The 25,291-nt window shown below is 60.9% G+C and carries 26 protein-coding genes, 4 pseudogenes and 1 other annotated feature; of the genes and pseudogenes, 16 read left to right on the top strand and 14 right to left on the bottom strand.

What is annotated here, in order from left to right:
* Positions 1–26: 26 nt before the first annotated feature.
* The 9 genes and pseudogenes from tnpB to ACVWW3_RS36475 form a co-directional block, all read right to left on the bottom strand.
* Complete coding sequence (tnpB, locus tag ACVWW3_RS36435; protein WP_430642467.1) at positions 27–347, bottom strand: IS66 family insertion sequence element accessory protein TnpB; 321 nt, start codon at positions 345–347, stop codon at positions 27–29.
* A 23-nt stretch (positions 348–370) separates the two neighbouring features.
* Complete coding sequence (tnpA, locus tag ACVWW3_RS36440) at positions 371–772, bottom strand: IS66-like element accessory protein TnpA (protein WP_247442931.1); 402 nt, start codon at positions 770–772, stop codon at positions 371–373.
* Positions 773–818: 46 nt separating this feature from the next.
* A complete protein-coding gene (locus tag ACVWW3_RS36445; RefSeq protein ID WP_456651492.1) occupies positions 819–1,007 on the bottom strand; it encodes a hypothetical protein in 189 nt (62 codons plus the stop codon).
* Entirely contained in the window at positions 1,000–1,278 is a 279-nt protein-coding gene (locus tag ACVWW3_RS36450) for a hypothetical protein (protein WP_456651491.1), read from the bottom strand. Before ACVWW3_RS36450 ends, ACVWW3_RS36445 begins: the two co-directional genes overlap by 8 nt.
* A 23-nt stretch (positions 1,279–1,301) precedes the next feature.
* Positions 1,302–1,733, bottom strand: coding sequence for a transposase (locus ACVWW3_RS36455; RefSeq protein WP_456672325.1), 432 nt, complete (start codon positions 1,731–1,733; stop codon positions 1,302–1,304).
* 22 nt (positions 1,734–1,755) lie between these two features.
* Positions 1,756–2,151, bottom strand: coding sequence for a hypothetical protein (locus tag ACVWW3_RS36460; RefSeq protein WP_456651489.1), 396 nt, complete (start codon positions 2,149–2,151; stop codon positions 1,756–1,758).
* Positions 2,152–2,165: 14 nt separating this feature from the next.
* Complete coding sequence (locus ACVWW3_RS36465) at positions 2,166–2,762, bottom strand: hypothetical protein (protein ID WP_456672326.1); 597 nt, start codon at positions 2,760–2,762, stop codon at positions 2,166–2,168.
* 74 nt (positions 2,763–2,836) lie between these two features.
* The gene (locus ACVWW3_RS36470; protein WP_456651487.1) at positions 2,837–3,178 is read right to left on the bottom strand and encodes an IS4/Tn5 family transposase DNA-binding protein; all 342 of its coding nucleotides are present in this window, start codon (positions 3,176–3,178) and stop codon (positions 2,837–2,839) included.
* 468 nt (positions 3,179–3,646) lie between these two features.
* Positions 3,647–5,196, bottom strand: a pseudogene (locus ACVWW3_RS36475) (ISL3 family transposase).
* Positions 5,197–5,282: 86 nt separating this feature from the next.
* Here ACVWW3_RS36475 and ACVWW3_RS36480 point away from each other — a divergent pair.
* Both ACVWW3_RS36480 and ACVWW3_RS36485 read left to right on the top strand, forming a co-directional pair.
* Positions 5,283–6,174, top strand: a pseudogene (locus ACVWW3_RS36480) (IS701 family transposase); the annotation flags it as partial.
* A gap of 964 nt (positions 6,175–7,138) precedes the next feature.
* On the top strand, positions 7,139–7,525 hold the full coding sequence (locus ACVWW3_RS36485; protein WP_456651484.1) for an ectoine synthase: 387 nt from the start codon (positions 7,139–7,141) through the stop codon (positions 7,523–7,525).
* A 27-nt stretch (positions 7,526–7,552) separates the two neighbouring features.
* Here ACVWW3_RS36485 and ACVWW3_RS36490 read toward each other — a convergent pair.
* Both ACVWW3_RS36490 and ACVWW3_RS36495 read right to left on the bottom strand, forming a co-directional pair.
* A pseudogene (locus ACVWW3_RS36490) lies at positions 7,553–8,430 on the bottom strand (IS3 family transposase); the annotation flags it as partial.
* Positions 8,321–8,436 (bottom strand) — a sequence feature (AL1L pseudoknot). (Overlaps the previous pseudogene by 110 nt.)
* Complete coding sequence (locus tag ACVWW3_RS36495; protein WP_456652147.1) at positions 8,397–8,753, bottom strand: hypothetical protein; 357 nt, start codon at positions 8,751–8,753, stop codon at positions 8,397–8,399. (Overlaps the previous feature by 40 nt.) The pseudogene ACVWW3_RS36490 and the gene ACVWW3_RS36495, both read right to left, overlap by 34 nt.
* Positions 8,754–9,890: 1,137 nt before the next feature.
* Here ACVWW3_RS36495 and ACVWW3_RS36500 point away from each other — a divergent pair.
* Positions 9,891–10,642, top strand: a protein-coding gene (locus ACVWW3_RS36500; RefSeq protein WP_456672327.1) for an IS5 family transposase whose coding sequence is annotated in 2 segments (ribosomal slippage) — positions 9,891–10,221 and positions 10,221–10,642 — 753 coding nt in all. Because the reading frame shifts where the segments join, the coding sequence is not laid out codon by codon here.
* 218 nt (positions 10,643–10,860) lie between these two features.
* Here ACVWW3_RS36500 and ACVWW3_RS36505 read toward each other — a convergent pair.
* On the bottom strand, positions 10,861–11,022 hold the full coding sequence (locus ACVWW3_RS36505; RefSeq protein WP_456651483.1) for a hypothetical protein: 162 nt from the start codon (positions 11,020–11,022) through the stop codon (positions 10,861–10,863).
* 706 nt (positions 11,023–11,728) lie between these two features.
* Here ACVWW3_RS36505 and ACVWW3_RS36510 point away from each other — a divergent pair.
* Positions 11,729–12,106 carry a hypothetical protein gene (locus tag ACVWW3_RS36510; RefSeq protein ID WP_456651482.1) on the top strand — a complete coding sequence of 126 codons (378 nt, stop codon included), beginning with the start codon at positions 11,729–11,731 and terminating at the stop codon, positions 12,104–12,106.
* 429 nt (positions 12,107–12,535) lie between these two features.
* Here ACVWW3_RS36510 and groEL read toward each other — a convergent pair.
* Together groEL and groES are read right to left on the bottom strand one after the other, a co-directional pair.
* A pseudogene (groEL, locus tag ACVWW3_RS36515) lies at positions 12,536–13,598 on the bottom strand (chaperonin GroEL); the annotation flags it as partial.
* Between the two features lie 206 nt (positions 13,599–13,804).
* Positions 13,805–14,119, bottom strand: coding sequence for a co-chaperone GroES (groES, locus tag ACVWW3_RS36520; RefSeq protein ID WP_247350375.1), 315 nt, complete (start codon positions 14,117–14,119; stop codon positions 13,805–13,807).
* A 423-nt stretch (positions 14,120–14,542) separates the two neighbouring features.
* On the opposite strand from groES, the gene ACVWW3_RS36525 reads away from it, so the two are divergent.
* The 12 genes from ACVWW3_RS36525 (at position 14,543) to ACVWW3_RS36580 (ending at position 25,291) form a co-directional block, all read left to right on the top strand.
* Complete coding sequence (locus tag ACVWW3_RS36525) at positions 14,543–14,935, top strand: hypothetical protein (protein ID WP_456651481.1); 393 nt, start codon at positions 14,543–14,545, stop codon at positions 14,933–14,935.
* A 332-nt stretch (positions 14,936–15,267) separates the two neighbouring features.
* The gene (locus ACVWW3_RS36530; RefSeq protein ID WP_456651480.1) at positions 15,268–15,573 is read left to right on the top strand and encodes a hypothetical protein; all 306 of its coding nucleotides are present in this window, start codon (positions 15,268–15,270) and stop codon (positions 15,571–15,573) included.
* 516 nt (positions 15,574–16,089) lie between these two features.
* Complete coding sequence (gene trbB / locus ACVWW3_RS36535) at positions 16,090–17,010, top strand: P-type conjugative transfer ATPase TrbB (protein ID WP_456651479.1); 921 nt, start codon at positions 16,090–16,092, stop codon at positions 17,008–17,010.
* Positions 17,007–17,333: a TrbC/VirB2 family protein gene (locus ACVWW3_RS36540; RefSeq protein WP_456651478.1), complete on the top strand. Its 327-nt coding sequence runs from the start codon at positions 17,007–17,009 to the stop codon at positions 17,331–17,333. The genes trbB and ACVWW3_RS36540 overlap by 4 nt, the downstream gene beginning before the upstream one ends.
* Positions 17,333–17,596 carry a VirB3 family type IV secretion system protein gene (locus ACVWW3_RS36545; RefSeq protein ID WP_456651477.1) on the top strand — a complete coding sequence of 88 codons (264 nt, stop codon included), beginning with the start codon at positions 17,333–17,335 and terminating at the stop codon, positions 17,594–17,596. The genes ACVWW3_RS36540 and ACVWW3_RS36545 overlap by 1 nt, the downstream gene beginning before the upstream one ends.
* Before the next feature lie 9 nt (positions 17,597–17,605).
* Positions 17,606–20,038, top strand: coding sequence for a conjugal transfer protein TrbE (trbE, locus tag ACVWW3_RS36550; protein WP_456651476.1), 2,433 nt, complete (start codon positions 17,606–17,608; stop codon positions 20,036–20,038).
* Complete coding sequence (gene trbJ, locus ACVWW3_RS36555; protein ID WP_456651475.1) at positions 20,038–20,772, top strand: P-type conjugative transfer protein TrbJ; 735 nt, start codon at positions 20,038–20,040, stop codon at positions 20,770–20,772. Before trbE ends, trbJ begins: the two co-directional genes overlap by 1 nt.
* A 2-nt stretch (positions 20,773–20,774) precedes the next feature.
* Positions 20,775–21,146 (top strand): putative entry exclusion protein TrbK-alt, encoded by a 372-nt coding sequence (gene trbK-alt / locus ACVWW3_RS36560; protein WP_456651474.1) that lies wholly within the window; start codon positions 20,775–20,777, stop codon positions 21,144–21,146.
* A 3-nt stretch (positions 21,147–21,149) separates the two neighbouring features.
* The gene (trbL, locus tag ACVWW3_RS36565) at positions 21,150–22,382 is read left to right on the top strand and encodes a P-type conjugative transfer protein TrbL (RefSeq protein WP_456651473.1); all 1,233 of its coding nucleotides are present in this window, start codon (positions 21,150–21,152) and stop codon (positions 22,380–22,382) included.
* Positions 22,383–22,431: 49 nt separating this feature from the next.
* The gene (trbF, locus tag ACVWW3_RS36570) at positions 22,432–23,112 is read left to right on the top strand and encodes a conjugal transfer protein TrbF (protein WP_456651472.1); all 681 of its coding nucleotides are present in this window, start codon (positions 22,432–22,434) and stop codon (positions 23,110–23,112) included.
* A 1-nt stretch (position 23,113) separates the two neighbouring features.
* Positions 23,114–24,088 carry a P-type conjugative transfer protein TrbG gene (gene trbG, locus ACVWW3_RS36575; protein ID WP_456672328.1) on the top strand — a complete coding sequence of 325 codons (975 nt, stop codon included), beginning with the start codon at positions 23,114–23,116 and terminating at the stop codon, positions 24,086–24,088.
* 21 nt (positions 24,089–24,109) lie between these two features.
* Positions 24,110–25,291: a TrbI/VirB10 family protein gene (locus ACVWW3_RS36580; protein ID WP_456672441.1), complete on the top strand. Its 1,182-nt coding sequence runs from the start codon at positions 24,110–24,112 to the stop codon at positions 25,289–25,291.

Genomic DNA, 25,291 nt, shown 5'->3' on the forward strand with positions numbered 1-25,291 from the left:
GCAGCAGATTCAAACCGTAAAAGCGGCTATCCGACCCGCGTCGGCCGATGGGTTTCTTGAGGGTTGCGCCAATCGATCCCGGACAGCAGATAGCTCAACTGCGCCGGCGAGATCGTTACCGATTCACCGGCAACCGATGGCCAGATGAACTTTCCTCTCTCGAGTCTTTTTGTGAACAAGCAGGCTCCCTGGCCATCGTGCCAGATCGCCTTCACAAGATCGCTGCGGCGACCGCGGAAGACGAACAGATGACCGCTGAGCGGGTCTTTGTGCAGCACCTCCTGCACTTGGAGCGCCAGCGACGGAAAGCCTCTGCGCATATCCGTGTAGCCTGTCGCGAGCCACACTCGCACATTCCCCGGTATAGCAATCATCGGCGTCCAAGCACATCGAGGACCCGCGCCAGCGCGTCCGGATCGACGTGCGCATCCACCCGGATGCACCGTCGGTTGCCAAGATCGATCTCTATCAATCCAGTACGCGCGGCTGCCGCGGAGCGAACTCGGCCATCAACCGTAGGCAAAAGCTTCGGAGCTTCCTCAGCCGAGGCCGCTACGGCGGCGATCTGCACCGGCGTAAAAGATGGTATAACTTGTTCCGATGTTCGTGCTTGTCGACGCCAGGTAAACACCAGGCTGGCCGCTACTCCGTTGCGACGCGCAACCTCAGTCACCTTCGCGCCCGGCGCCAACGTCTCCTCGACAATCCGTGCCTTGTCGTCCTGCGACCAGCGCCGCCGCCGCTCCAGCCCGCCCAAAACCTCGACCCGCATCGCCTGATGACCTTAAAGCTCGACTTAAGGTCACACGCTTCGCGAATTACCATCCGTCACGCAAGACGGCCCCCGTCGGATGCGTACGGCGGATGGTCTTCTCGTCAACCTCTTTCAGGCCGACGAGGTCAGCCGCTTCACCTGAACCGTCGTCGTTGAAGACGAGGTCAAAATCGGCCTTGAGGCGTTGGAAGGCGTAATGCTGGATGGTGCTCGCGGCGCGAGACTTATCCATGGACCCGGTTCAGCGGGATATTCTTCCAGGGCCACGCTTCAAGTCGCGCTGCCGGGAAACGGCCTGCGTTCAGGCTGGTTGGGATGTGATAGCAATTGTAGGAGTGGGTCCCATCAGCGTACCTCACGACAAATGGATCGACCGCGAGATGCTCGTGGAACGGCGCGACTTCCTTGTTTTTTTTGAAGCCGACATTTGGCCCTGAGAGCTTCGTATCTCGGTAGCCGGCAGGAAAGCCGTTCGAAATGCTCAACCGGTAGGTCGCGCTCACCCGCACGCCTAACGCAATAGGGATCACCGTAGGCGTCCATCTGCCAGCGCCGCCACCGCGGCCTTCAGCGTGGCCGCGTCGACCCTACCTGTGATCCGCATCCGAGCCCCCGGCAGCAAACTCGATCTCGATCGTCCCGCCGCTGCTGGCCCGCGCGACTGGACAGGGCGCCGGACCTGATTCCGCGACCACCATCGCCGGTACGAAGCCAGGTTATGGGCGGCATCCTTCGGCTCAGGCCGAAACGACCGTCGCCGTCGCAGCAGCAATGAGCGTGAAACGCCATATCGCCGCGCAGTCGCAGCGACCTGGCGCGGCGCCTGTAAGCTCTCCAGGACGATCTTGAGCTTCTCGTCCTCGGACCAGCGCCGCCGCCGGCCTGTGGCCACCAGTTCGAGCCGTTCGACTTGGGCACTGCGCCTATCACTGTCCATAAGGACCGTTCTCAACAACATGCCTCACTCGGCAAGGCGCCCTTCACCGGCTTTCAATTACCCACAAATTCTCCTCCGACCAAGGCGCTAACGCTACGTCGGTGAGGCGCGACAGCCCGCGCCACATGACCGTATTGCCAGGGGGCGGATCGCTGGCACGGGCGAGATACCCGCCGAGCCGGGCGATCTTGATGAGATAGTGCGAAAGCGTCTTTCTCGCTTTTGGTTTGTCGTTGACGAGGCGATCGAGCACGCCGGTTTCGGTCGCCGTCAACGCGAGGGTTGGTGGCGCGTCTGGAGCGGAACGGTTGAGCATCGTCATCCAGAAGACCCGCCAACTCAGGATGCAAAAGAGCGAGATCAGATTGGTCGGACGCTGGGCGGTCCTAAGCTTCGACTCCTCAGCTTTGCAGCCTGATTTGAGGATCTTGTGGAACACCTCGATCTTCCATCTCAAAGCATACCATCCAGCTTCTCAATGGCCCCGGCGCGGGAACCAACACGCAGATCTGTGATCAGCTTCCACTCGATTTTCTTTCTGTTCTTCGGCGTCACGCGCTCTTCGGCATGGATCACCGTCAAGGTCAGCGCCGGGTAGCGCTTCTGCTTTCCGATCGGTGGCAAGACGCGAATCCTGCGATATCTGATCTCGAGGACGGCTTCATCGGGATCACCGTTGTTGTTTCGAACATCGATGCGATGCTGTCCTTTGACGGCGACCTCGTCCATTTCGTCAGCGATCGTGTGATCTCCTTCCCCAGCCAAACGATCAACGCAAGTCCTGATCACGAAGTGCGTTACAGCTTCTCGAGCCGCGCAGAACAGCTCATAGATGTCGCTCTCGCGATCACCGACATGGACGCATCGTCCCGGATCGCCCAGCAGCTCCGTGGATTGACAGACATTGTCCAGCCACCGAATTGCTCTCCTTCTTCTCGATGGGAACACGCGTCGGATTGATCTTCTTCTTAAGCGCGGCGATCCCCTTGAATTTCTTCCGGTCCAAAATTTGACGGCCGCCAGTCCAAGCGGCAGCCCTTCGGTCGTCACCGCCAGGCTCGAGTGCATCAGGATGCCGCAAACCGTGCGCGATCTCAGGCGTCCCGCCTTGTCCCGGCCGCTGTTTATGTTCTTGGTGATCCCGATCGCGCGTTTGAGTTCTCTCTTTGATAGCTGAATTCGGTCGTATCATGGAGCACCAGAACCGGACCGCCGGTGGCGATCGTGCGCTCACGCGTCGATTGAAAGTGGCCGGCCAGAATGTCCGCCTCACTGACCCGGTCGTTGGAGAGAAAACGATATGCAGCCTTGGTGTTGGCCCAGTCCTGGCACACCAGCGGAATGCTTTCTCCCATGGAGCTGCCGATCTGCGCTACCAGTTTGCGGAGCCGCTTGTTGAGGCGCTCGTCAACAAGGTTGCAGCCAGCGAGTTCGCGATCAAACCATGCGTCGGCTTCTTCGTCCATTGGCACCGCCCCATGCGAATCGGTGCCAGACAAGGAATCACGGTCGATTCCTGCGATGCAATGGTTTGTCCGCTCCCTCAGCCCATTCGACTAAATGTGGGTAATTGAAAGCTTCACCGGAAGCATACGCTTTCACCCCGATCCGCACGCTCCATGACGCAATTTCTTGCAGTTTGTGGGCGTGACCCGATCAAGCATTCATGCGATCCTGCAAGTATTTTTTCTCTGCTCTACGCCGTATCACTACGATGACTGAATACTTGTTGAACTAACCCTTTCCTGCCTTCTCTACTCATCCCCTCGCTGACCGCTTGCTGCGATCGGCGTTCGACGGGGACGATCGTGGCGGGCATATCAATCCATTCGGAAGTCTTTTCTCGTGGCGCGCGCATGCTGCGCACCGCTCTTGGCCCTGCGTGTCAATCGGCGTTCAAATTTGGCTCTGACGCAACTTTGGTGCAGCCGTGGTCATATAACGCCGATCAGGCGGGCCTGAAGCAAGTCGAGCTTGGCACGTCCGTACATCTGACGCTTGACCAACTCGAGCTTGGTGATCTGGCCCTCGGTCTGTCCGTTGGACCAAGACGTCATGATCGCGGCGTTGACGGCAGCCTTGTCCTTGATGACACCGTTGGCAAAAGACGCGACGAGGCTTGCGCATGCTCGCTTGGGTCAAGATCTACGTGAGCCTTCTTGCGGATCATCGTATGGAAAGCGGTGATGACCTCTCGAGCTTCCACCAGGAGAGGAACGCCTTGTTCGATCGCCGCAATGATGACCGTCTCTGACTTTGAGAGCGTATCGCGGCCGTTGGTCATCAGGCGGGCGATAGTTCTCGCGGACGGCACGCGTTGTAGGCTCTGAGCATCGGGCGTTTCGGCTCGCCGACGGCGTGCCGCCCATTCGGTGACGACCCGCATCGAGCCCCTAAGATCCCTGCACCTTGAGGCAACGCCACAGGTCGGCGCCGTTACAATGACCACCAGCCCACTGGGCGTCGAGCCATGGCAGGTGGTGCTCGAGCGAGCTCTCGCGCACCCTGAACACATCGGATCGCTGACCTCTCAGTACCCTGCGGACGAGACCCCGACTGTGTCCAGTGAGCCGATCGATCTCCTTTATGGAGACGCCCGTCTCGGCCTGCTTGAGGATTACTGCGTTGGTGTCCTCACGCCGAAGATAGCCCTCATACTGGATGCGCTCGGCGGCGGTCAGCAAGTCGGGATTTATGGTGGCGGAGCCGACCGCGACTCAGACCTGGCGCATAGATTTGCGAACCGCATCAAGGAAGGCCTGGCTGGCGTTCTCCATGAGGTGCCAACGGTCGGCGACCTGGGTGGCCTGCGGGAGTGCCTTGGTCGCAGCAAGGGCGTAGCTGCCACCGCGGTCGCGCGCGACCACAGCGATCTGTGGTTGCCCCGCGAGCCAGGCTTGCGCAGTGGCCGGCTCTCTGTCCGGTAAGAGAGTGATTGGTCGTCGCCGCTCGAGGTCGCAGATGATTGTTCCGTACCGCTGATTGCGCCGCCAGGCCCAGTCGTCGATACCGATCACGCTCGGCGCAGCAAAAGGCGGACACCCGCGCCTTCGCACCACCCGAAGTAACGTATCGTTGCTCACGGGCAGCATAAGTCGGCGGGCAAAACTCGCCGCCGGGCGGCCACCCAGGGCAAGCCCAAGGTGATGGACGACCAGATCGAGCCGGGCCGTTCGCCGCGCCCACGGCGCCAGAGCGCCGTTATCGAAACGCTCGGTGAAAATACGTCGCCGCACATAACAGTAACGCAGCGGAAGCGGCGCGCCACGACGACCAGGCGAACCGACCGCCCCGCCAGCGGCAGATCGGTGAGGCGTCGCTGATATCGGCTATGGATCCGCCCAGAACTGGCTCCGCATCCGGGACAGAGACTCTTGTCGCTCGTGGGACGGACGGTGATCACGGTCGTGGCGCCATCACAGACGGCGCTCTCCACGTCAAACCCAGGAGGGATCAGGGCCGACGGTCGCAGGGCACGCTGCATCATGTTGATTCCTTTGTGAAACCAACGCGAGCCGGCGCTTGAACTTCATCAAAAGTGAGTCAGCGCCAAATTTGAACGCCGATTGACAGACCGGCTTTCTCAAGCAGGGCAAAGCGTCATGCGGAGTGGCGCGGCAATACATTGGTTCGGCAGGGAAGATTACGAACCGCCAGATCGGCGTCTACGCTACCTACGTTTCGCGTCATAATCATGCGTTCATCGATCGCGCGTTGTATCTTCCGAAGGAATGGACCGACGATCCAGATCGTCTGGAAGGCGCATATGTGCCGGCCGATGTCGGCTTTGCGACCAAGCCAAAGCTTGCGACGAGAATGATCGCACGTGCGATAGCCGCGTCTGTACCATTCAAGTGGGTTGCCGGTGATACGGTCTACGGTGTTGGCGACATCGAACAGCAACTACGTCGGGCAGGCAAGGGCTACGTGCTTGGGGTCAGCAGCGCTCATGTGTTCCGATCCTGGGGCAAGCGACCGCCGGTCGCCGGTACGGCTGCAGACCTCGCCCAGACGCGGCGCCCGTCCGACTGGAAGCGCCTGTCGGCGGGAGCCAGAACCAAGGGACCGCGGCTGCACGACTTGTGTTAGCTCGAATTGGCCGATCTCGAGGCCGAGCAGTTCAACAGCGCAAATGATGGTTTATGGACGCGCGGTCTACTAATCCGTCGTCGCATCGCCGATGATGACCTCGCCTTCTTCACCACCTGGTGCCCAGCGGGAACATCAATTGAAACGCTGGTCGCGGTCGAAGGCCATCGATGGGCAATCGAGGACAGCTTTGAAACCGCGAAAAAACGAGTTTGGGCTCGATCACAACGAGAGCAGATCCTGGCACGGCTGGCACCGTCATGTGTCCTTGGTGATGCTCGCCTTCGCCATGATGGCCGCGATCCGACATCGCGCTAATCCGCCACCGCCCACAAAAACGAAACGTCGCCCCCCGGCAAAAGCCAAAGCATAACCACACCGCCACTGATCCGTTGGTCAATCCAGGAAATCCGCCGCATTGCCATCAGACTTGCTCGAAAGCGTATTCAACCCGCACGCATCATCGCATGGTCATTCTGGCGCAGAGCTCATCAGGCTGCCGCTCAACGCGCTCACTTCAAATCAAAAAGACAACTGTAATGCTAGTTCATCTGTATCACTTATGCTTAGGCTGTCTATAGCCCGGGAGTGGAAGCCAATGGAAATTCAGAATGTCTACGATGATCTTGGATTTTTCTCTCGGCATGAACGAAAACCTCACGGCCTGCCCAAGGGTGAAGCCGGTACAGAACCTCACGGCAAACGGTCCCGTGGGCGTTCTCAAGTCTTGTTGTACAACGACGCGCGACCACACTCGCGCCTCGGATGGAACACCCCGTCCGAGTTCTCCTTCACCTGCCATCCGCGCTGGAACCTGGCGCAATCGTCACCATTGACCCTCCGCGGCCCTGTGTTGAGCTGTGTCTCGTTCAAGACATCGATGTCGCAAGCGTGACGGCAGGACGCCAGCTAGCGCAACGAGAGGCGCATTGTTTTTTCAGGAGTGTTTTCAGAACGTCGTTGGCACATCGGTTGCTTGAGAGGGGGCATCCGTTGCGACCATAACGATCTAGCAGCTCACTTCTAAGAGTTCAGATGAAACTTGCTCAATCGATCCTGATACTACCGCGGCCGCCGCGCGCGCCATCGTGGCGAGATCTCTCCTCTCATGATTGGGCTACGGCTTCCCGGCGAGGCCAGGACGGCGCCGTTTCAGGAATGGGGCGAATGGCAGTGGAGGACATGGTTGGCAGATTCTTGCCGGCCTGTCCGGTCCAAATAGCCATACCTTGGCTTTCCGCTTGGGGAGCGCGCGGAAGCCGCGCTTCTAGTTCAGAACAATGGCCTCCGCGCTTTTACAATGGTGACTTGCACCTGTATTCCTGGAATCAAACAATATGATTGTGCGGAGCCTGCACGATGTCGAAGCGACCGATCACTTCGTCGATTGGGGCAATGGTACTAGCCACCGCCTCCTGACGGCTAAGGACGGCATGGGCTTTAGCATCTGCCACACCGTAGTGCGCGCTAAGACCATCTCGCTTCTGCAATACCGTAATCATCTCGAAGCCTGCTACTGCATCGCCGGAGAGGGCGAGGTGGAGGATATGGACGGCAATATCTTCTCCATTCGCAAGGGCGACATGTATGTGCTAGACAAGCATGACAAGCATCTTCTGCGCGGGGGGCGAGACAGGGATATGATCCTCGTTAGTATCTTTAACCCGCCCCTCAACGGAACCGAGTGCCACAAGCTCAACGACCCGGCAGGGTCGGCATATTAAGCAAGGTGTACCGCCCCGGGCTTGCCCTCAAGGCCATTTGGTTTGAGTTATGCTGCCATGGCTGGTTGTCCGGCGCCGGCCCGAGGGAATGTTTGCGATGGGCTCCAGGAGCCGTCGGTTGTTGACCAATCGACCCGTTGGAGGGTGGAAATTCGACAGCCTAGAAGCTTCGCCATGGCCCGGCCGTGGATCACCTCGGCCTTGTGAAGGCCGTTGATGGTTCTGGCGAGAGCGTCGTCATAGGATCTCCGAAACTGCCGACAGATAGCTCCGCGCCCACTTCAGCCAGGCACTCGGTGTATTTGATCGAGAGGTTCTGGGCGGCCCCTGTCGCTATGGTGCACGAGCCCCCGCGACGTACCGGCCGCCGCAGGACCTGCTCCAGCGCATCGAGCACGAAGCCGGCGCTTGTCGTGCGCTAGGCCCGCCAGCCCACGATCCTTCGAGCATAGGCGTCGATGACAAAGGCGACGTAGACGGAGCCGGTCCAGGTCGCGAGATAGGTGAAGTCGGAGTGCCAAAGGGCATTCGGTCGTGACGACTGGAACTGGCGGTTGACGTATCATGGCCTTGACGAGCTTGCCGCAGAGGGTTTCTTGCAAACCCATGTCCCGCATTAATGGCGAGACTGTGGAACGCGCAATATGGAAGATCTCTGCGCTTGAGCTGGCGCCAGACCTTGCGCACTCCGTACACGGAGAAGTTCTGATTGAAGACGCGCCGAACCTCGATCTTCGGCGCCGCGTGCCGCCGGGCGCGCGCTGACAGCTTGGCTCGATCGGCATGGTAGGTCGAAGGGGGGCTCGGCAGGATCTTGGATCGGCTCGCCCACCTGCGCCCCATGATGATCGCCAATGAAGGCGATCATCACTTAGACACGGCGGTCGAGCCCCGCCACCGCAAAATAGGCGCTTGCCTGCGCAGGATCTAGACGACCGATTCCATGAAGCCTGCGCTCCTGGAGCAGGCTGATTGGTGGAACGGACGGGTTGTTGGCGGATTCCTCGTTTTCGGTCGGCGCAACGAGGAGCTGTATCATGGCAGGATGGCGGCGAGCGGTCGAATGGGCAATGAGCGATGAAGAGATTGCGACCTTGACAACACTTTGGCGGTCGAGGATCGAACTGGCGAGCCGGGTGTCGCGGGCGCAGATGCTGCTGGCGTATCGGGAAAATCCTTCGTTCTGCGCAGTGGGCCATAGACTTGGGTCTATCATCAGACGGTGCAACGCTGTGTCGAGCGGGCGCTGGCCGACGGCCCCGCTGGCGGCCCTCGACGATCGTCCGCGACCAGGCAAGGAGCCAACGATCACGGCTGAGGCCAAGGCCTGGTTGGTGTCGCTGGCGTGCGACAAGGCGAAGGATCACAGCTATCCGCGGCTATCCGCATGAGTTGTGGACGACGCGGCTCTTGGCGCGCCATGCGCGCGAGCACGGACCGGCGGCAGGGCATCAGTGTTTGGCCAATTTGGTTCAAGGAATCCTTCCGTGCGCCAACACACGGTTGCCGTGATCAAGCGCGTGTCGAAAGGCGAATCGCGCCATGCTCGAGATCTTTGATTATTGCAGCCTGCAAACGGCACGTGTCAAGAACGGCCCTCGCGCGGAGGATTTGCCGCGGTTGACGAACCCGCCGAGACGGCAGTCGTTCTGCAATTCGCAGCATTTCAACGCTTGCGACCTTGGCACCCTGTCAGCGTCGGACCACCGCAGAGTCGGGAGATCACGACGGCTGCTGCCGACCGGTAAGACCAACCTACCCCTGGCATGCCGCCGATCTCGGAGGCCGGTGAGTAGCGAGCGGCCGCTGGTGGCGGCGCTCGCAGTGAACCACCAAGAGACGTTGCCCTGACGTTTTTGACGAAAGCCGAGAGCCTGTGCCTGATTCCGTGGAGACAGTTCTCGTTCTCACTCGGGGGAACCTGCGCAGGTGATTGGCTATGTGGAGTCCTAAGGGTGCCTTGCGCCAAATAATTCTGATCGACCCCGCGGAGTGCGAGGTCACTTCGTAGGCGCGCCATAAATGCTTCTAGCGCGGTGACGGACGGGTCTGTGAAATGCCAGGGCAGGGCATCTCTGCTCCATCGGTGAAAAGCGTAAACTCATCACAATAGTTCGAAGTTAGTGTTGTCAGGTTTGAGTCAATGCGAGACCGAGAGACTGGAGAACCTCCAATTTTGAGGCGGCACACTATTTGCTTCGTTCGGACCGGCGGGCCCGGTTCCCCGCATGTCCGCTGTCAAGACCGGATGTATGTCATCTGTCCGCTTCCGGCCAGCTCGCAAGTCGCGCGAGCTGGGCGGCCAACCTAGGGTCTGTTGGGATTCAGGATTCTCATCGGGGCTTGGTTGTGATTCAAGCTTGGGATGGACCGATTCGTTTTGACTGACGCCCAATGGGCGAAGATGGAGCCGCATTGTCTTGGCAAGCCGGGAGATCCGGGCCGCAGCGGCAAGGACAACCGACTGTTTGTCGAGGCCGTTCTGTGGGTCGCCCGAACCGGCAGTCCCTGGCGGGATCTGCCGGCGATGTTCGGCCACTGGAATAGCACATTCACGCGCTTTCGCGACTGGGTGAAGGCGGATGTCTGGAAGCGGCTGTTCGAGGCCATCTCCGACGATCCCGACATGGAATACGCCATGGTCGACGCCACCATCGTCAAGGTCCACCGCCACGGTCAGGGCGCAAAAGGGGGACGCAAAGCCAGGCGATCGGCCGCTCGAAAGGCGGCATGACCACCAAAATTCTGGCGCTCACCGATGCGCTCGGCAATCTCGTGCGCTTCGTGCTCCTGCCGGGACAGCGTTTCGATACGGTGGGCGTGTCGCCGCTCATCGAGGGATTGGCCTTCAACGCGCTGATCGCTGATAAGGCCTTCGATAGCAACGCCATCATCGCCGAACTCGAAGCGCGTGGCGCCAAAGTCGTCATCTCCCAGCATCCGCGCCGTGCACAGCCTCTCGCCATCGACAAGGAGATGTACAAATGGCGGCATCTCATCGAGAACTTCTTCGGCAAGCTCAAGGAATTCAAGCGCATCGCAATGCGCGCCGACAAGACCGACCAGAGCTTCACTTCAATGATCTATCTGGCCGCGGCCGCGATAAACTCCAGATGAATCCCAACAGACCCTAGTTCAGGATCACTCCTATGAAACACTCGCTCCTCGCCCCCGTGTTGCTCTCACTGACGTGTTTGTCGTTCACGGCGGTGCCCCAGAAGTCGGCCCCTGCGGCCCAGGTGGATGATCCCTTCCTTTGGCTCGAGGAAATCGAAGCGCCGCGCGCAGTGGCCTGGGCCCGGGCCGAGAATGACAAGACGCTCGGCGTGCTCCAATCAGATCCCCACAATGGCCGCTTCTATGAGGAGGCGCTCAGCATGCTTCACGCCAAAGACCGGATTCCATATGTTTCGTTGGAGCGGCGAGGTCTCAGCAATTTCTGCCGAGACGAAAACCATGTGCGCGGCATCTGGCAGCGTACCAGGCTTGACAGCCATTCTTGCCTCACAACTGCTGCGCGTTGCGAACCATGGCGTATCAGGTGCTTCTCGCCGCCCGAAGAGCGTCTGTGCCTCGTCCCGCTTTGTGATGGCCGTAAGGACGCTGCTCGTCCGAGAGTTCGACCGGGACACTAAGGTCGTAGTCACACCCGTTTCGGTATTCCGGCGGGAAAGCAGGCCGTCAGCTGGGTCGACGGCCACACGGTTCTCATCGCAGGAGATTGGGGAGAAGGGACCCTGACGCAGGCGGGCTACCCTATCGTCGTGAAGGAGCTCGAGCGCGCTCAGCCGCTCGTTCAAGCGCGCGAGATCTTCCGTGGGGAGCCGACCGATGCCGTGGCTGTACCCTTCGTGCTGAGGGATAATGAACGCAAAGTTCATGCGACCGGCGCCATGCGCTCCATAAGTCCATCGAACGCGAGTATTTGCTCTTGGGGCCCAACGGACCGATCAAGCTAAAGCTGCCAAATGAAGCGAACATCAGCGGCATCGTCAGTGGCCGCCTGCTCGTGACGCTCGATGAAGTCGCAGCACTCGCTTTGCGGCAGGCGGTCAACGCGATCTGTTCCGGCTACATCAACGTGGCGAGACGGTTTACGCCTCATCACTCGAGCCATGATTGCACCCGCCAGTCGCACGGAATTTGCGTGCGGCCTTGCGCCCCGACGGAGAGGTAAATGACGAAAGGCAACGGAACCCATTCATGAGCAAAAAGACAACTCAGGTTCATTCGCATGCGGTCGTGTGGATCGACCAGCTCATTGCCAAGGTATTCTCCATAGGCTCAACGGGCGTCAGCGCGATGGCCGTACGCGCGCATTTGGCGCCCCAGGGTCGTGATTGCCAAACGAATACTGGCTCTGCCGACGTGAAGGACGATCCGACCTTTGTCGTCAGGGTAGGTTGGGCCCTGAGTAGCTGCACCGATCTGCTGATTATCGGGCCGGGGACCGAGAAGACCGAGCTGATGAACTTTCTGAGAGTGAACAGGCCGGATCTCACGCTGCACGTCGAGACAAGTAATCCTCCGACCGACCGGGAAATTGTAGCGCTTGGGCGAAAGATCTTCCGTCTGGATTGAGTTGGCGATGTCTCTGATTGTGGACGGCGCAACAGATCGGCCCAAATTAGGCGAGATGAGGATCGCGCCTTCCGGGAGACCACCACCTGGCTCGCGCATCCGTTTACAGCGATGGAAAAGCGCGGGAACGATGCTATTTAGTCAGTAGCGCTAATGGTGTACCGCGAGGGCGCGTTCTCAGGTGTTCGCCTTGCCAAGCCGCCGATGTTGAAGCCGCAGGGAAAGACTGTGCAAAACGGCCATCATCCGCTTGTCAACCGGTGACATGCCTACCAGCAGACTCGCGAAACCCCAAGCGGAACGTCTAGCAACTGCTGATCGTCATTTCCGCAGCGCATAGCGCGAGATCAGAACAACGAACTGAAAAAGTCGCGAGCAAAAAATGACCCCGGCATTTTTCTGCCGGGGTCGCATTTTAGAGAGAGTTCATCAGAAGTCCATGCCGCCCATGCCGCCGCCCGGGGGCATCGCCGGACCGGCGCCGCTCTTCTTGGGCAGCTCGGCGACCATGGCTTCCGTGGTGATCAGCAGGGCCGCCACGGAGGCTGCGTTCTGGATCGCGGTACGGACCACCTTGGTCGGGTCGATGATGCCTTCTGACCAGGTTGCCATACTCGCCCGTCTGCGAGTCGAAGCCGTAGGCGTATTGCTCCTTCTCCAGGATCTTGCCGACGATCACCGAGCCGTCTTCACCGGCGTTGATCGCGATCTGGCGAGCGGGCGCGGACAGCGCCTTGCGCACGATCTCGACGCCGGTCTTCTGGTCGTCGTTCTTGGTGCGCAGGCCCTTGAGCTGCTCGGAAGCACGGAGCAGGGCGACGCCGCCGCCCGGGACGATGCCTTCCTCGACAGCCGCGCGGGTCGCATGCATCGCGTCATCAACGCGATCCTTGCGCTCCTTCACCTCGACCTCAGTCGCGCCGCCGACGCGGATCACCGCGACGCCGCCCGCGAGCTTGGCGAGACGCTCCTGGAGCTTCTCACGGTCGTAGTCCGAGGTGGTTTCCTCGATCTGCGCCTTGATCTGGGCCACGCGCGCCTCGATGTCGGCCTTCTTGCCGGCGCCGTTGACGATCGTGGTGTTCTCCTTGTCGATCATCACCTTCTTGGCGCGACCGAGCATGTTGAGCGTGACGTTCTCAAGCTTGATGCCGAGATCTTCCGAGATGGCCTGGCCGCCGGTCAGGATCGCGATGTCCTGCAGCATGGCCTTGCGGCGATCGCCGAAGCCCGGAGCCTTGACGGCCGCGACCTTCAGACCGCCGCGCAGACGGTTGACGACGAGCGTGGCCAAAGCCTCGCCTTCGACCTCCTCGGCGACGATGACCAGCGGCTTGCCGGTCTGCACCACGGCCTCGAGCAGCGGGAGCAGCTCGTTCAGCGAGGAGAGCTTCTTCTCGTTGATGAGGATGTAGGCGTCGTCCATCTCAACGCGCATCTTGTCGGCGTTGGTGACGAAGTAGGGCGAGATGTAGCCACGGTCGAACTGCATGGAGCACGACGTTGCGGCCCTTCGGACCGAGCGTGACCTTTACCGCGTTGTTGAGAATATCGACCCCGCGCAACATGCGGTCGCGGGCGTCTACGCCGAACTTGACTTCTTTGGCTGACATGTGGGTTTTCCTGAATGTTTTACTTGGTCTCACCCTTGGCGACGCCCAGCAGGCGCTCCTCAGGATGAGCGGTGCGAGCGATGGTTTAGGCGGCCTTCTTCTTGGCGGACACGTCGGTGAGAACGCCCAGGATGTCGCTCTCTTTCATGATCAACAGCTCCTGGCCGTCGATCTTGACCTCGGTGCCTGACCACTTGCCGAACAGGACGCGGTCGCCGACCAGGACGTCAATCGGGATCAGCTTGCCGCTCTCGTCGCGGCCGCCGGGGCCGACGGCGATGACTTCACCTTGCGAAGGCTTTTCCTTGGCAGTGTCCGGAATGATGATGCCGCCAGCGGTCTTTTCTTCTGCGTCAATGCGCTTGACCACGACGCGGTCGTGAAGCGGACGGAATTCCATGCAGATCTCCTAAGCATTTACACCAATTGAAGATTTCCCGAGTTGGGCAGATAGTGACCCTCATGCGCACTATCACCTCACCGTTACGGCGCGCCATGCAGTCATCCCAGCAGCAGGACGCCCGCCTGCTCGGCCAATAGCGCTTCAAGGTTTTGGTCGACCAGGTCGAGCGCAGGGCGCGGCCTAGCCAGCTATTGATCCAGGAGACGATTGATCCGCTCGGAAGGCAAGCTGGCGCGCCTCTGAAACTGGCGGCAGTGTGTCACAGAGGCGAACTGTAGAAGAAGTGGTTCAGGAGAGTTCGTCCGCACCCGGTGTAGAGGGGGATTCGAGCCGAGCGCTGCCGCCGCGGAGGGGCGGGAGCAATCTGAACTTTCCTGTCCAGTTCGTTCTGTTGAGCGCAATGGCCAAAACGCCAGAAGCGTGCAGAAGGGGCTTGCGACGCAAACAACGCTTGTAGCACGCATCGAGCCGGTCGCTGTGTGGCGGCTTATCGCCTGCGTCTTTCTTCCCTTCGCGGCCGGGTACTACCTTGTATACCTTTTCCGAACGATCAATACGCTGATCGGTGGGCTCCTAGGCTCCGATCTCGGGCTCGGCGCTGCTGATGTCGGGCTGCTCACGTCAATCTATTTCCTGGTCATCATGGCGAGCCAGTTCCGATTGGCATGTTATTGGTCGCTACGGGCGCGCCGGGTCCAGAGCTTGCTCTTGGCTGTGGCAGCAGCGGGGGCAGCGCTCTTTGGACTGTCGATGGGATTCGTTTCGCTTCTCATGGTCAGCGCGAATCCTGACTTGGGAGTGCTGCAGCGCTGACCTCGGGGCTGAAAATGATCCTCCTCTGGTTTCCTAGAGAACGGTTGGCTCTCATCAATGGCTTTATGATCATGCTGGGTTCATTTGGGCGCGGTGACGGCAACCGCTCCTGCCGAGGTGCTCCTGGACAGGATAAGCTTGCGCGGCCTGGTTCGCGGTGCTGGCTGCCGCAAGCGCGCTTTCTGCCATTTTGATCTATCCGGTCGCTCCCGAACGAGTCGATAGTCGACCAGACACCACGAAACCGGCCGCGCTGAAAACCATCTAGTCTGATCAAGGCTTCTGGCGGATTGCCCCTGTCGGCGGCCTGCATCGGGTCGGCGCCGGTCGTGATGGCGACCGTTTTGAGTCTGGGGGCGCTAGCCTTGGGCGTGCTTGCAAACCGGGTGCGCAGTCGTGGCAGGAATATGGAAGTGCTGTTCGCGGCCGTCGCGGCTCTTTTTTTCGGAGCGGAGATCGTCCTCATCCTGCATCCGCCCTGGCCCTCACTTCTGCCGTGGTGCGTCGTGTCGGTGGCCGGGTCGGCCACCGCTCTGACCTACGCCATCATAGGAGATTATTTCCCGCCCCAACTGGTCGCGCGCGCGAATGGTGGTTTGAACGTCCTGCAATTTGGCTGGGCCTTCATCGTGCAGTAGGGGACGGGACTGATTCTTGAGCGATGGCCCGTTGAGGCCGGCAAACCACGCTTTGATTGCCTGCCAGACCGCGTTCGGATTGATCGTGCTGCTACAGCTGGCGGCGCTCGCCTGGTTTGCCGTTCCATGGTTTCGAAGCCGGAAAGGGAAAGGTAGGACTTCGGCCATACTCCAACCGGCCTGCGGCTGGAGCTCGGCTCATGCCGCTATCCTAGCGAGCGAGGCCGCGATCCTGGAGGCGGATGAACACCTAGAGTGGTGACGCGAGCTTGACGGGCCGATGCTAACGAGCTCGCCTTTTTCGGCGCGCCGAACACGAGCTTACCGAACCTTCCTTTCCGACTCTTGTCGTTTCTACGCCAGACTACGACGGTGATGATCCTGTCTTGCGATAGCGTAGGATCTGCTTTTTCTACTTGTCTCACATGAGGCCACTGAAGGGCAGGGCCTCGATCATGTGGGGCAGCCGTGGCGATACATTCATTTCATTCGGAAGCCGAGTTGCGCGGGGCGCGCATGCTCCGCACCGCCCTTGGGCCGGCCATTGCCGGCTTTTTGGAAGATCAGACCGTTGTGGAGGTGATGCTCAATCCCGACGGGCGGCTATGGATCGACCGATTGTCGAGCGGGCTTACAGACACGGGAGAGAGCCTTCCGGCGCCGGATGGCGAACGAATCGTCCGACTGGTCGCGCACTATGTAGGAGCAGAAGTTCATCCCGGCTCGCCCCGGATTTCGGCTGAGCTGCCGGAAACGGGGGAACGTTTCGAAGGATTGCTGCCGCCGGTTGTTGCCGCGCCGACGTTTGCGATCCGCAAACCGGCGATCGCCGTGTTCGGCCTGGACGACTATGTCGCCGCAGGCATCATGAACGTGAGCCAAGCGAGCGCGCTTCGCAATGCGGTCGCCGCACGGAAGAACATCCTGGTCGCCGGCGGCACCTCGACCGGGAAGACCACGCTGACAAATGCGCTGCTTGCCGAGGTTGCCAAAGGATCGGACCGCGTCGTTCTCATCGAAGATACCCGGGAGCTTCAGTGCAGGGTACCGAACCTGGTGGCGCTGCGGACCAAGGACGGCGTGATCTCGCTCTCCGATCTTGTGCGCTCCTCTCTTCGCCTGCGCCCTGATCGCATTCCGATCGGCGAGGTCCGTGGGGCCGAAGCCCTCGATCTCTTGAAAGCCTGGGGCACAGGACATCCCGGCGGCATCGGCACGATCCACGCGGGCACCTCGCTTGGCGCGCTGCGGCGGCTCGAGCAGCTGGTCCAGGAAGCCGTCATCACCGTCCCGCGTGCGCTGATCGCAGAAACCATCAACGTCATCGCCGTGCTCTCTGGCCGTGGTGGCGAACGGCGTTTGAGCGAACTCGCGTGCGTCAACGGCCTTGGATCATCAGGCGACTACAGCCTTTCGAACATCGGAGATCAGTCATGACCACACGAGCCTCTCTCGCGCCCGGTTTCATCTCAATTGCAGCATTCGCCACACTTTCCCTCGCCAGCGCGCCGGCCTGGGCTGCCGGCTCGAACATGCCTTGGGAGCAGCCGCTGAACCAAATCCTGCAATCGGTCGAAGGTCCGGTCGCAAAGATCATTGCCGTCATCATCATCATCGTGACCGGGCTGTCGCTCGCCTTTGGCGACACCTCGGGTGGTTTCCGGCGGCTAGTCCAGATCGTGTTTGGCCTGTCGATCGCATTCGCCGCATCGAGCTTCTTCCTGTCGTTCTTCTCATTCGGCGGCGGAGTGGTGATCTGATGGACGAGCCAGTCCCGGGATTTGTGGCTCCCGTCCACCGCGCGCTCACCGAACCGATACTGATGGGCGGCGCGCCGCGCGCGGTTGCCATTCTCAACGGCACACTGGCCGCCGCACTCGGTCTCGGCCTGCGCATGTGGCTGGCCGGCCTTCTCTTCGCCTTCGTGGGTCACATGGCTGCGGTCTGGGCCGCAAAGCGCGATCCGGAATTCGTAGAAGTCGTGCGCCGGCATGTTCGCATTCCCGCTCACCTTAGCACCTGAAGTCGTCCCATGATGAATCTTGCCGAATACCGCCGTTCAAGCACACGTCTTGCCGACTTCCTGCCCTGGGCCGCCCTGGTCGACGAAGGGATCATCCTCAACAAAGATGGATCGTTTCAGCGAACGGCCCGGTTCAGAGGGCCGGATCTCGACAGCTCCGTGCCTGCCGAGCTTGTTGCGGTCGCTGGCCGCCTCAACAATGCACTCCGTCGCCTCGGATCGGGGTGGGCCGTGTTCGTCGAGGCGCAGCGGCATTCGGCCGGACGCTATCCGCCGGATACATTCCCGGACGTCGCCTCGGCGCTGGTGGATGCGGAGCGCAAAGCGCAATTCGAAGAAGCCGGCAGTCATTACGAATCGAGCTACTACCTGACTTTCCTTTATCTGCCTCCGGCGGAGAGTGCTGCGGCAGCAGAGCGCTTGCTGTACGAGGGCGGCCAGCGCGCTGCGGGAGCGGATGCACGCGAGGTGATCGCCGGCTTTAGTGACCGGACCAGCCGCGTGCTGCAGCTGGTCGAGGGTTTCATGCCGGAATGCGGCTGGCTTGATGACGAGCAAACGCTCACCTACCTGCATTCGACGGTCTCGACCAAACGGCACCGCGTGCGCGTGCCAGAAATCCCGATGTACCTCGATGCGCTGCTGGCCGATCAACCGCTGGTAGGCGGTCTTGAACCCATGCTGGGCGACGCGCATCTGCGCGTTCTGACGCTCGTGGGGTTCCCAACCGTGACCACGCCCGGGATTCTCGACGAGCTGAACAGGCTGGTATTCCCGTATCGCTGGTCGACGCGGGCTATCATGCTCGACAAGACAGATGCCACCAAGCTCCTCACCAGGATCAGGCGGCAATGGTTTGCCAAGCGCAAATCGATCGCCTCGATCCTGAAGGAAGTGATGACGAACGAGGCCTCCGCGCTTTTGGACACCGATGCCCACAACAAGGCGATGGATGCCGATAGTGCGCTCCAGGAATTGGGTTCGGATCAGATCGGCGAGGTCTTCGTCACCGCAACGGTCACGGTCTGGGACAGGGATCCGCGCGCAGCCGACGAAAAGCTCCGCCTCGCCGAAAAGGTCATCCAGGGCCGGGACTTCACTTGCATGGCCGAGACGGTCAATGCCGTCGAAGCGTGGCTCGGCAGCCTGCCTGGACAAACTTACGCAAACGTCCGCCAGCCCCCGGTCTCGACCCTGAACCTCGCCCATATGATCCCGTTATCTGCGATATGGGCCGGAGAGGTGAGGGATCACCACCTCAAGGCGCCCCCATTGTTCTTCGGCAAGACCGAAGGTTCCACGCCATTCCGGTTTTCTCTGCATGTCGGAGATGTCGGCCACACGCTGGTCATCGGACCGACGGGCGCCGGCAAGTCGGTCCTGCTGGCGCTTATGGCGCTGCAGTTCCGACGCTACAGCGCGGCGCAGATCATTGCGTTTGACTTCGGCGGCTCGATCCGCGCATCGGCCATCGCCATGGGGGGCGACTGGCATGATCTCGGTGGCGCGCTCGAATCGTCAGAACTCGTCGCCCTCCAGCCGCTCGCGCGCATCGACGATCTCGGCGAGCGAGGCTGGGCATCCGACTGGATTGCATCGATCCTGACGCGCGAGCGGATCGAGGTCACGCCTGAGACTAAGGATCATGTCTGGTCGGCATTGACCTCGCTCGCCTCGGCGCCGGTTACGGAGCGGACGCTGACTGGGCTCTCCGTTCTCCTGCAATCCAATGCTCTCAAGCGCGCCCTCCAGCCCTACTGCCTCGGTGGGCCATACGCGCGGTTGCTGGACGGCGAGCACGAACGGCTGGGTGAAGCCTCCGTCCAGGTGTTCGAGACCGACGGATTGATTGGGACCTCTGTGGCGCCCGCAGTTCTGGCCTATCTGTTTCACCGGATCGAGGACCGCTTAGACGGCCGTCCGACACTGCTCATCATCGACGAAGGCTGGCTCGCGCTCGATGATGCCGATTTTGCCGGCAAGCTCCGCGAATGGCTCAAAACGCTTCGCAAGAAGAACGCCTCCGTCGTTTTTGCGACCCAGTCGCTTGCCGATATCGACGGCTCCAAAATCGCGCCTGCCATCATCGAGAGCTGCCCGACCCGGATCCTGTTGCCAAACGATCGCGCGATCGAGCCGCAGATCATGGCGATTTACCGGCGGTTTGGGCTGAACGACCGGCAGATCGAGATCCTTGCCCGCGCCACCCCCAAGCGACACTACTACTGCCAATCTCGACGCGGCAACCGGCTGTTCGAGCTCGGACTTGGCGAAATCGCGCTCGCCTTTGCGGCCGCCTCGTCTAAAGCCGACCAGGCTGTCATCGATCGGGTGCTTGCCGAGCACGGAAGGGACGAGTTCGTCACCGGTTGGCTCAAGGCGCGCGACCTCGGCTGGGCCTGCAACCTCATTCCGCAGCTCGCCCAACAGGGAGCGCTCTGATGAACCGTATCCTGCCGATTCTGGCGGCAAGCATCATCGCCATGACCATGGTCCAAGCGCCCGGCGAAGCAAAGGCGCAGTGGATTGTGTTCGATCCCAACAACTACGTTCAGAATGTGCTGACCGCCGCGCGTGAGCTGCAGCAGATCAACAACCAGATCACCTCGCTCCAGAACGAAGCGCAGATGCTGATCAATCAGGCGAAGAACCTGGCGAACCTGCCTTATTCGTCGTTGCAACAGCTCGAGCAATCTATTCAGCGCACCCAGCAGCTACTCTCGCAGGCTCAGCGGATTGCCTATGATGTCCAGCAGATCGACCGCGCGTTTGCCACCACCTATGCGCCGGCATCGGTCAGCATGTCCAATGGGCTCCTTGTCGGAAATGCGCAGACGCGTTGGCAGAACTCCGTTGCCGGGCTGCAGGACGCCATGCGGGTCCAAGCGAGTGTTGTCGGCAATCTCGACACCAACCGCACCCAAATGTCGGCCCTGGTGACGGCGAGCCAGGGCGCATCGGGTGCGCTTCAGGCAAGTCAGGCCGGCAACCAGCTCCTTGCGTTGCAAGCTCAGCAGCTTGCGGACCTTACGGCCACTGTCGCGTCGCAAGGTCGTGCGCAAACGCTCGAGTCTGCCCAGCGCGCAGCTGCGCAGGATCAGGGCAGGGAGCAACTGCGGCGCTTTCTGACCCAGGGGCAGGGCTACCAACCAACAACCGTGCAGATGTTCCACTGATCATGAAGAAACGACTTGAACGACTGCCCGCCGCGGCAGCGCTTGGTCTTGCTGTCCTGGTGGTTGGCGTCTGCGCCATTCGGTTGGGTGAGGACGGGAGCGCGACCCAATCTTCCGTCTATCTCGCGTCAAAATCCGATGCGACCGCAGCAAAGCTCGAGCAATGCCGCACCGTCACCTACGAGCAGAAAGAGGCTCTTCTGGAATGCCAGAAGATCTGGGCCGAGCAGCGCAGGCAGTTCTTGGGAGGGAGTAGATCGACAGGTGATCCGGACAGCCGGACAGGCGCGGCGCCATTCCCCTCTCCTGTCCCGCGCAAGGACGAAAGTCGCCTGCCGTCCGGTTTTCCCTCCATTCCAAGCCAAAGCGAGTGAGCCATGGGTGGTACCTCCGTCATCGATCAGTTCCTGGAAACCTTCACCCGCTACATTGATTCCGGGTTTGGCCTTGTCGGAGGCGAAGTGGGCTATCTCGCCACGACGCTGGCCGCGATCGACCTCACGCTCGCGGGCCTGTTCTGGTCCTTTGGCACTGATGAGGAGATTCTTGCCCGGCTCGTCAAGAAGACATTGTTTGTCGGCGTTTTTGCCTATCTCATCGGCAACTGGAACAGCCTTGCGCGCATCGTCTTCGAGAGCTTTGCAGGCCTTGGGCTAAAAGCCTCAGGCACAAGCCTGTCGTCGGCAGATTTTCTGCGGCCGGGCCGGATCGCGCAAGTTGGCCTTGATGCCGGCCGCCCCATCCTCGACTCGATCTCGGGGCTCATGGGTTATGTCAGCTTCTTCGAGAATTTCGTGCAGATCGCGGTCCTGCTGTTCGCCTGGATCGTGGTGCTGTTGGCCTTCTTTATTCTCGCGATCCAGCTTTTCGTCACGCTTATTGAGTTCAAGCTGACGACACTTGCCGGCTTCGTTCTGATCCCCTTTGGCCTCTTCGGCAAGACCGCCTTTGCGGCCGAGCGCGTGCTTGGCAATGTCATTTCCTCCGGCGTCAAGGTCCTGGTCCTGGCCGTCATTGTCGGCATCGGTTCGACCTTGTTCTCGCAGTTCACGGCAGGTTTCGGCGGCAACCAGCCGACCATCGAGAACGCGATGGCACTGGTGCTCGGTGCGCTCACACTTCTTGGGCTCGGGATTTTCGGGCCCGGTATTGCCAACGGCATCGTCTCCGGAGGTCCGCAGCTTGGCGCCGGAAGCGCTGTCGGGACGGGCCTCGCCGCCGGTGGCGTTGTTGCGGCTGGCGCGGGTCTTGCCGCCGGCGCGGCGGGTCTCGCCGGAGGCGCGATTGCTGGCGCGGCACGTGGAGGCAGCGCGATTGCAAATGGTACGATGAGCGTGTCGCGGGCGGGGAGCATGTCCGGCGCAGAAGCAAGTGCGTCAGGTGCGGCTAGTCCTTTACGTTCGCTCGCCGCTGGTCTTCGTGGGTCGCCGAGTCATGCCGGTAGAGGAGAGGGCTCTTCCGCCGCTGGGTCCGACGCGCCCGCTTGGGTTCGTCGGATGAAGCGAGCGCAGACGATTAGCCATGGCGCATCAGCGGCTACCCAGGCGATCCGTTCGGGCGATCACGGCGGGGGCGGCGGATCTGTCGACCTCTCCCAACAAGACGGCTGACGCTTCACATCGACCATTTCCATTCCTGAGCATCTCTTGAGGTCAAACAATGTTCAAACGATCGGCCGTTCACTATGGCCGCATGCCGGAGCCTGTCACTCCGTATCAACGCGCCGCCCAGGTCTGGGATGATCGCATTGGGTCTGCGCGAGTGCAGGCCAAAAACTGGCGCCTGATGGCGTTTGCCTCCCTCTTCTTGTCCGCTGGTTTCGCCGCGGCCCTGGTTTGGCAATCCGCACAGGGGACGATCACGCCTTGGGTGGTTGAGGTTGACCAATTGGGGGAAGCTAAGACGGTTGCTCCGGCAAATGCCAGCTACCAACCGACGGACCCTCAAGTAGCGTTTCACCTGGCCCGATTCATCGAGCATGTGCGTGGTCTGCCGATGGACGCCATCGTACTGCGCGAAAACTGGCTGCGCGCCTATGACTTCATGACCGATCGCGGCGCCGCCGCGCTCAATGATTATGCCCGCAATAACGAACCATTCGCCAAGCTCGGCAAAACGCAAGTCGCGATCGAAGTGTCTAGCGTCATCCGGGCCTCCCCTGAGAGCTTTCGCCTGGCCTGGATCGAGCGGCGCTACGACAACGGTCAGCTTGCCGCAACGGAGCGGTGGAGCGCGATCCTCGCCATCGTCGTGGAAACGCCTCGCGATCTGGATCGCCTACGCAAAAATCCCCTCGGCATCTACGTCAACGCGATCAACTGGTCAAAGGAGCTCGGCTAACATGCCATCAGGTCTCGTTACTGTGTCACGAAAAGCGCGGCCGTGCTTGCCTCTGGCTCTTCTGGTCTGTGTCTCGACGGTCGGCGGCTGCACGACTTTCAGGCCGCCGCAAATCAGCTACGACAACGAGCTCCCGCCGGCACCGGACTTGCCGGCGCTTGCCCATGATCGCCCGCGACCGCTGCATGTGCCGCCGGCCTGGAAGGCTGCACGAGGCGGCAACAGCGCGGAGCCCAAGCAGCCTGTCGAGCGCATCGAAACCGCAAATGACGCTGCACGCGTGCAGCCTCGCAAAGCCGGCTACTACAATGCGGTGCAAGTGTTTTCCTATAGTCCGGGCGCGCTCTACCAGATCTATGCCGCGCCGGGGCAAATTACGGACATTGCCCTCGAGCCGGGTGAGCAGCTGATCGGCTCAGGACCGGTCGCCGCAGGCGATACCGTTCGCTGGGTGGTCGGCGACACCGAGAGTGGCAGCGGCGACACCCGCCGCGTTCACATTATGGTCAAGCCAACCCGTCCCTCGATCGAGACCAACCTCGTCGTCAATACTGATCGCCGTACTTACCTGATCGAACTTCGCGCCAAAGAAAAGCCCTATATGCCCTCGGTGGCCTGGTTCTATCCGGGGGATCGTGGCGAGCGAACTCGAGCTTTACCGCCGGCACCTTTTATTCCGGACCTGCCGGCGCGCCGGTACCGTTATGCCATCGAGGGCGACAGCCCGCCGTGGCGCCCCGTCAACGCTTATGATGACGGCCGCAAAACCTATATCGAGTTCTCCCTCGGCGTCAGTCAGGGCGAGATGCCGCCGCTCTTTGTGATCGGGCCAGACGGCAAAACTGAAATCGTCAACTACCGCGCTTACGGAAATGTGCTGATTGTTGACCGGCTGTTCGCGGCCGCGGAGCTGAGGCTCGGCGAGGAGCACCAGCAGAAGGTCAGGATCGTGCGAACTGACGGGAGGTCGCTTTGAACGATACTGACCAGGCGATCGATACACCAAAGGAAGCGCCCCGGGGATAAGTCGCCGGAAGAGATCGCCGAAACCCTGCGGCTCCGGCCGGACCCGCCAAAAGTTGCGCGCCTCTCGCGGAAGGTCCTGATCGGCGGCAGCGCCCTTGTGCTGTTGCTGATCACTGGCGCGGTGCTCTGGGCGCTGCAGGAGAAACGGTCAGGTAACTCAGCGCCCGAGGAGCTTTACGCGACTGACCACCACAACGTCGCCGATCAGCTCGCGACCTTACCGAAGGATTATACCGAGATCCCGAAGGACGTGCCGCGCCTGGGGCCGCCTTTGCCAGGCGATCTCGGTCGGCCGATCGTCGCAGCACAGGGATCTTCGACGTCCGGCTCGCTCGGTATCGACGCCGAACAGCAGCGTGTCAACCAGGAGAGCGAAGCGGCACGGACCAGCAAGGTATTTGCCAGCACCAACGTCCGGCCACAAGCCCCTGCCACTTCATCGAGCGAAGCCCGTTCAAGCGCCGCGCCATCATCCGACGAAGCATTTGCTCAAAACGGCCAAGACCGAAAGCTAGCGTTCGTCAGTGCAACGGTCGATCGTCGGACGACAAGCTCCGATCGCCTTGTGAGGCCGGCTTCGCCTTTTGTCGTTCAGGCCGGAACGGTCATTCCGGCCGCGCTGATCACAGGAATCCGCTCCGACCTGCCTGGCCAGATCACGGCGCAAGTCACAGAAGCGGTGTACGATTCTCCTACCGGGCGAGCTCGCCTTATTCCCCAGGGAGCAAGGCTGATCGGGAGCTACGATAGCCAGGTCGCATTTGGGCAGTCGCGCGTGCTCCTGGTCTGGACGCGCCTTATCATGCCGAATGGGAGGTCGATTGTTTTGGAACGGCAGCCCGGCGCAGATGCGGCAGGTTACTCTGGTCTTGAGGACGAAGTCGACAATCATTGGAAGGAATTGTTGGGGGCCGCCGCTCTTTCGACGCTGCTTTCCGTGGGCACCGAGGTGAATTCCGGGGCGGATAGCGGCAATACCAACAGCGATCTCATTGCCGCGCTCCGCCGTGGAGCTGGGGATTCGATCAATCAAACAGGCCAGCAGATAGTCCGCCGCAATCTCAATATTCAGCCAACTTTGACGATTCGTCCGGGATTTCCGGTACGGGTGATCGTCAACCGTGACCTGGTGCTCGAACCGTATAAGGGGTGA

Source organism: Bradyrhizobium sp. LM2.9, assembly GCF_054056555.1.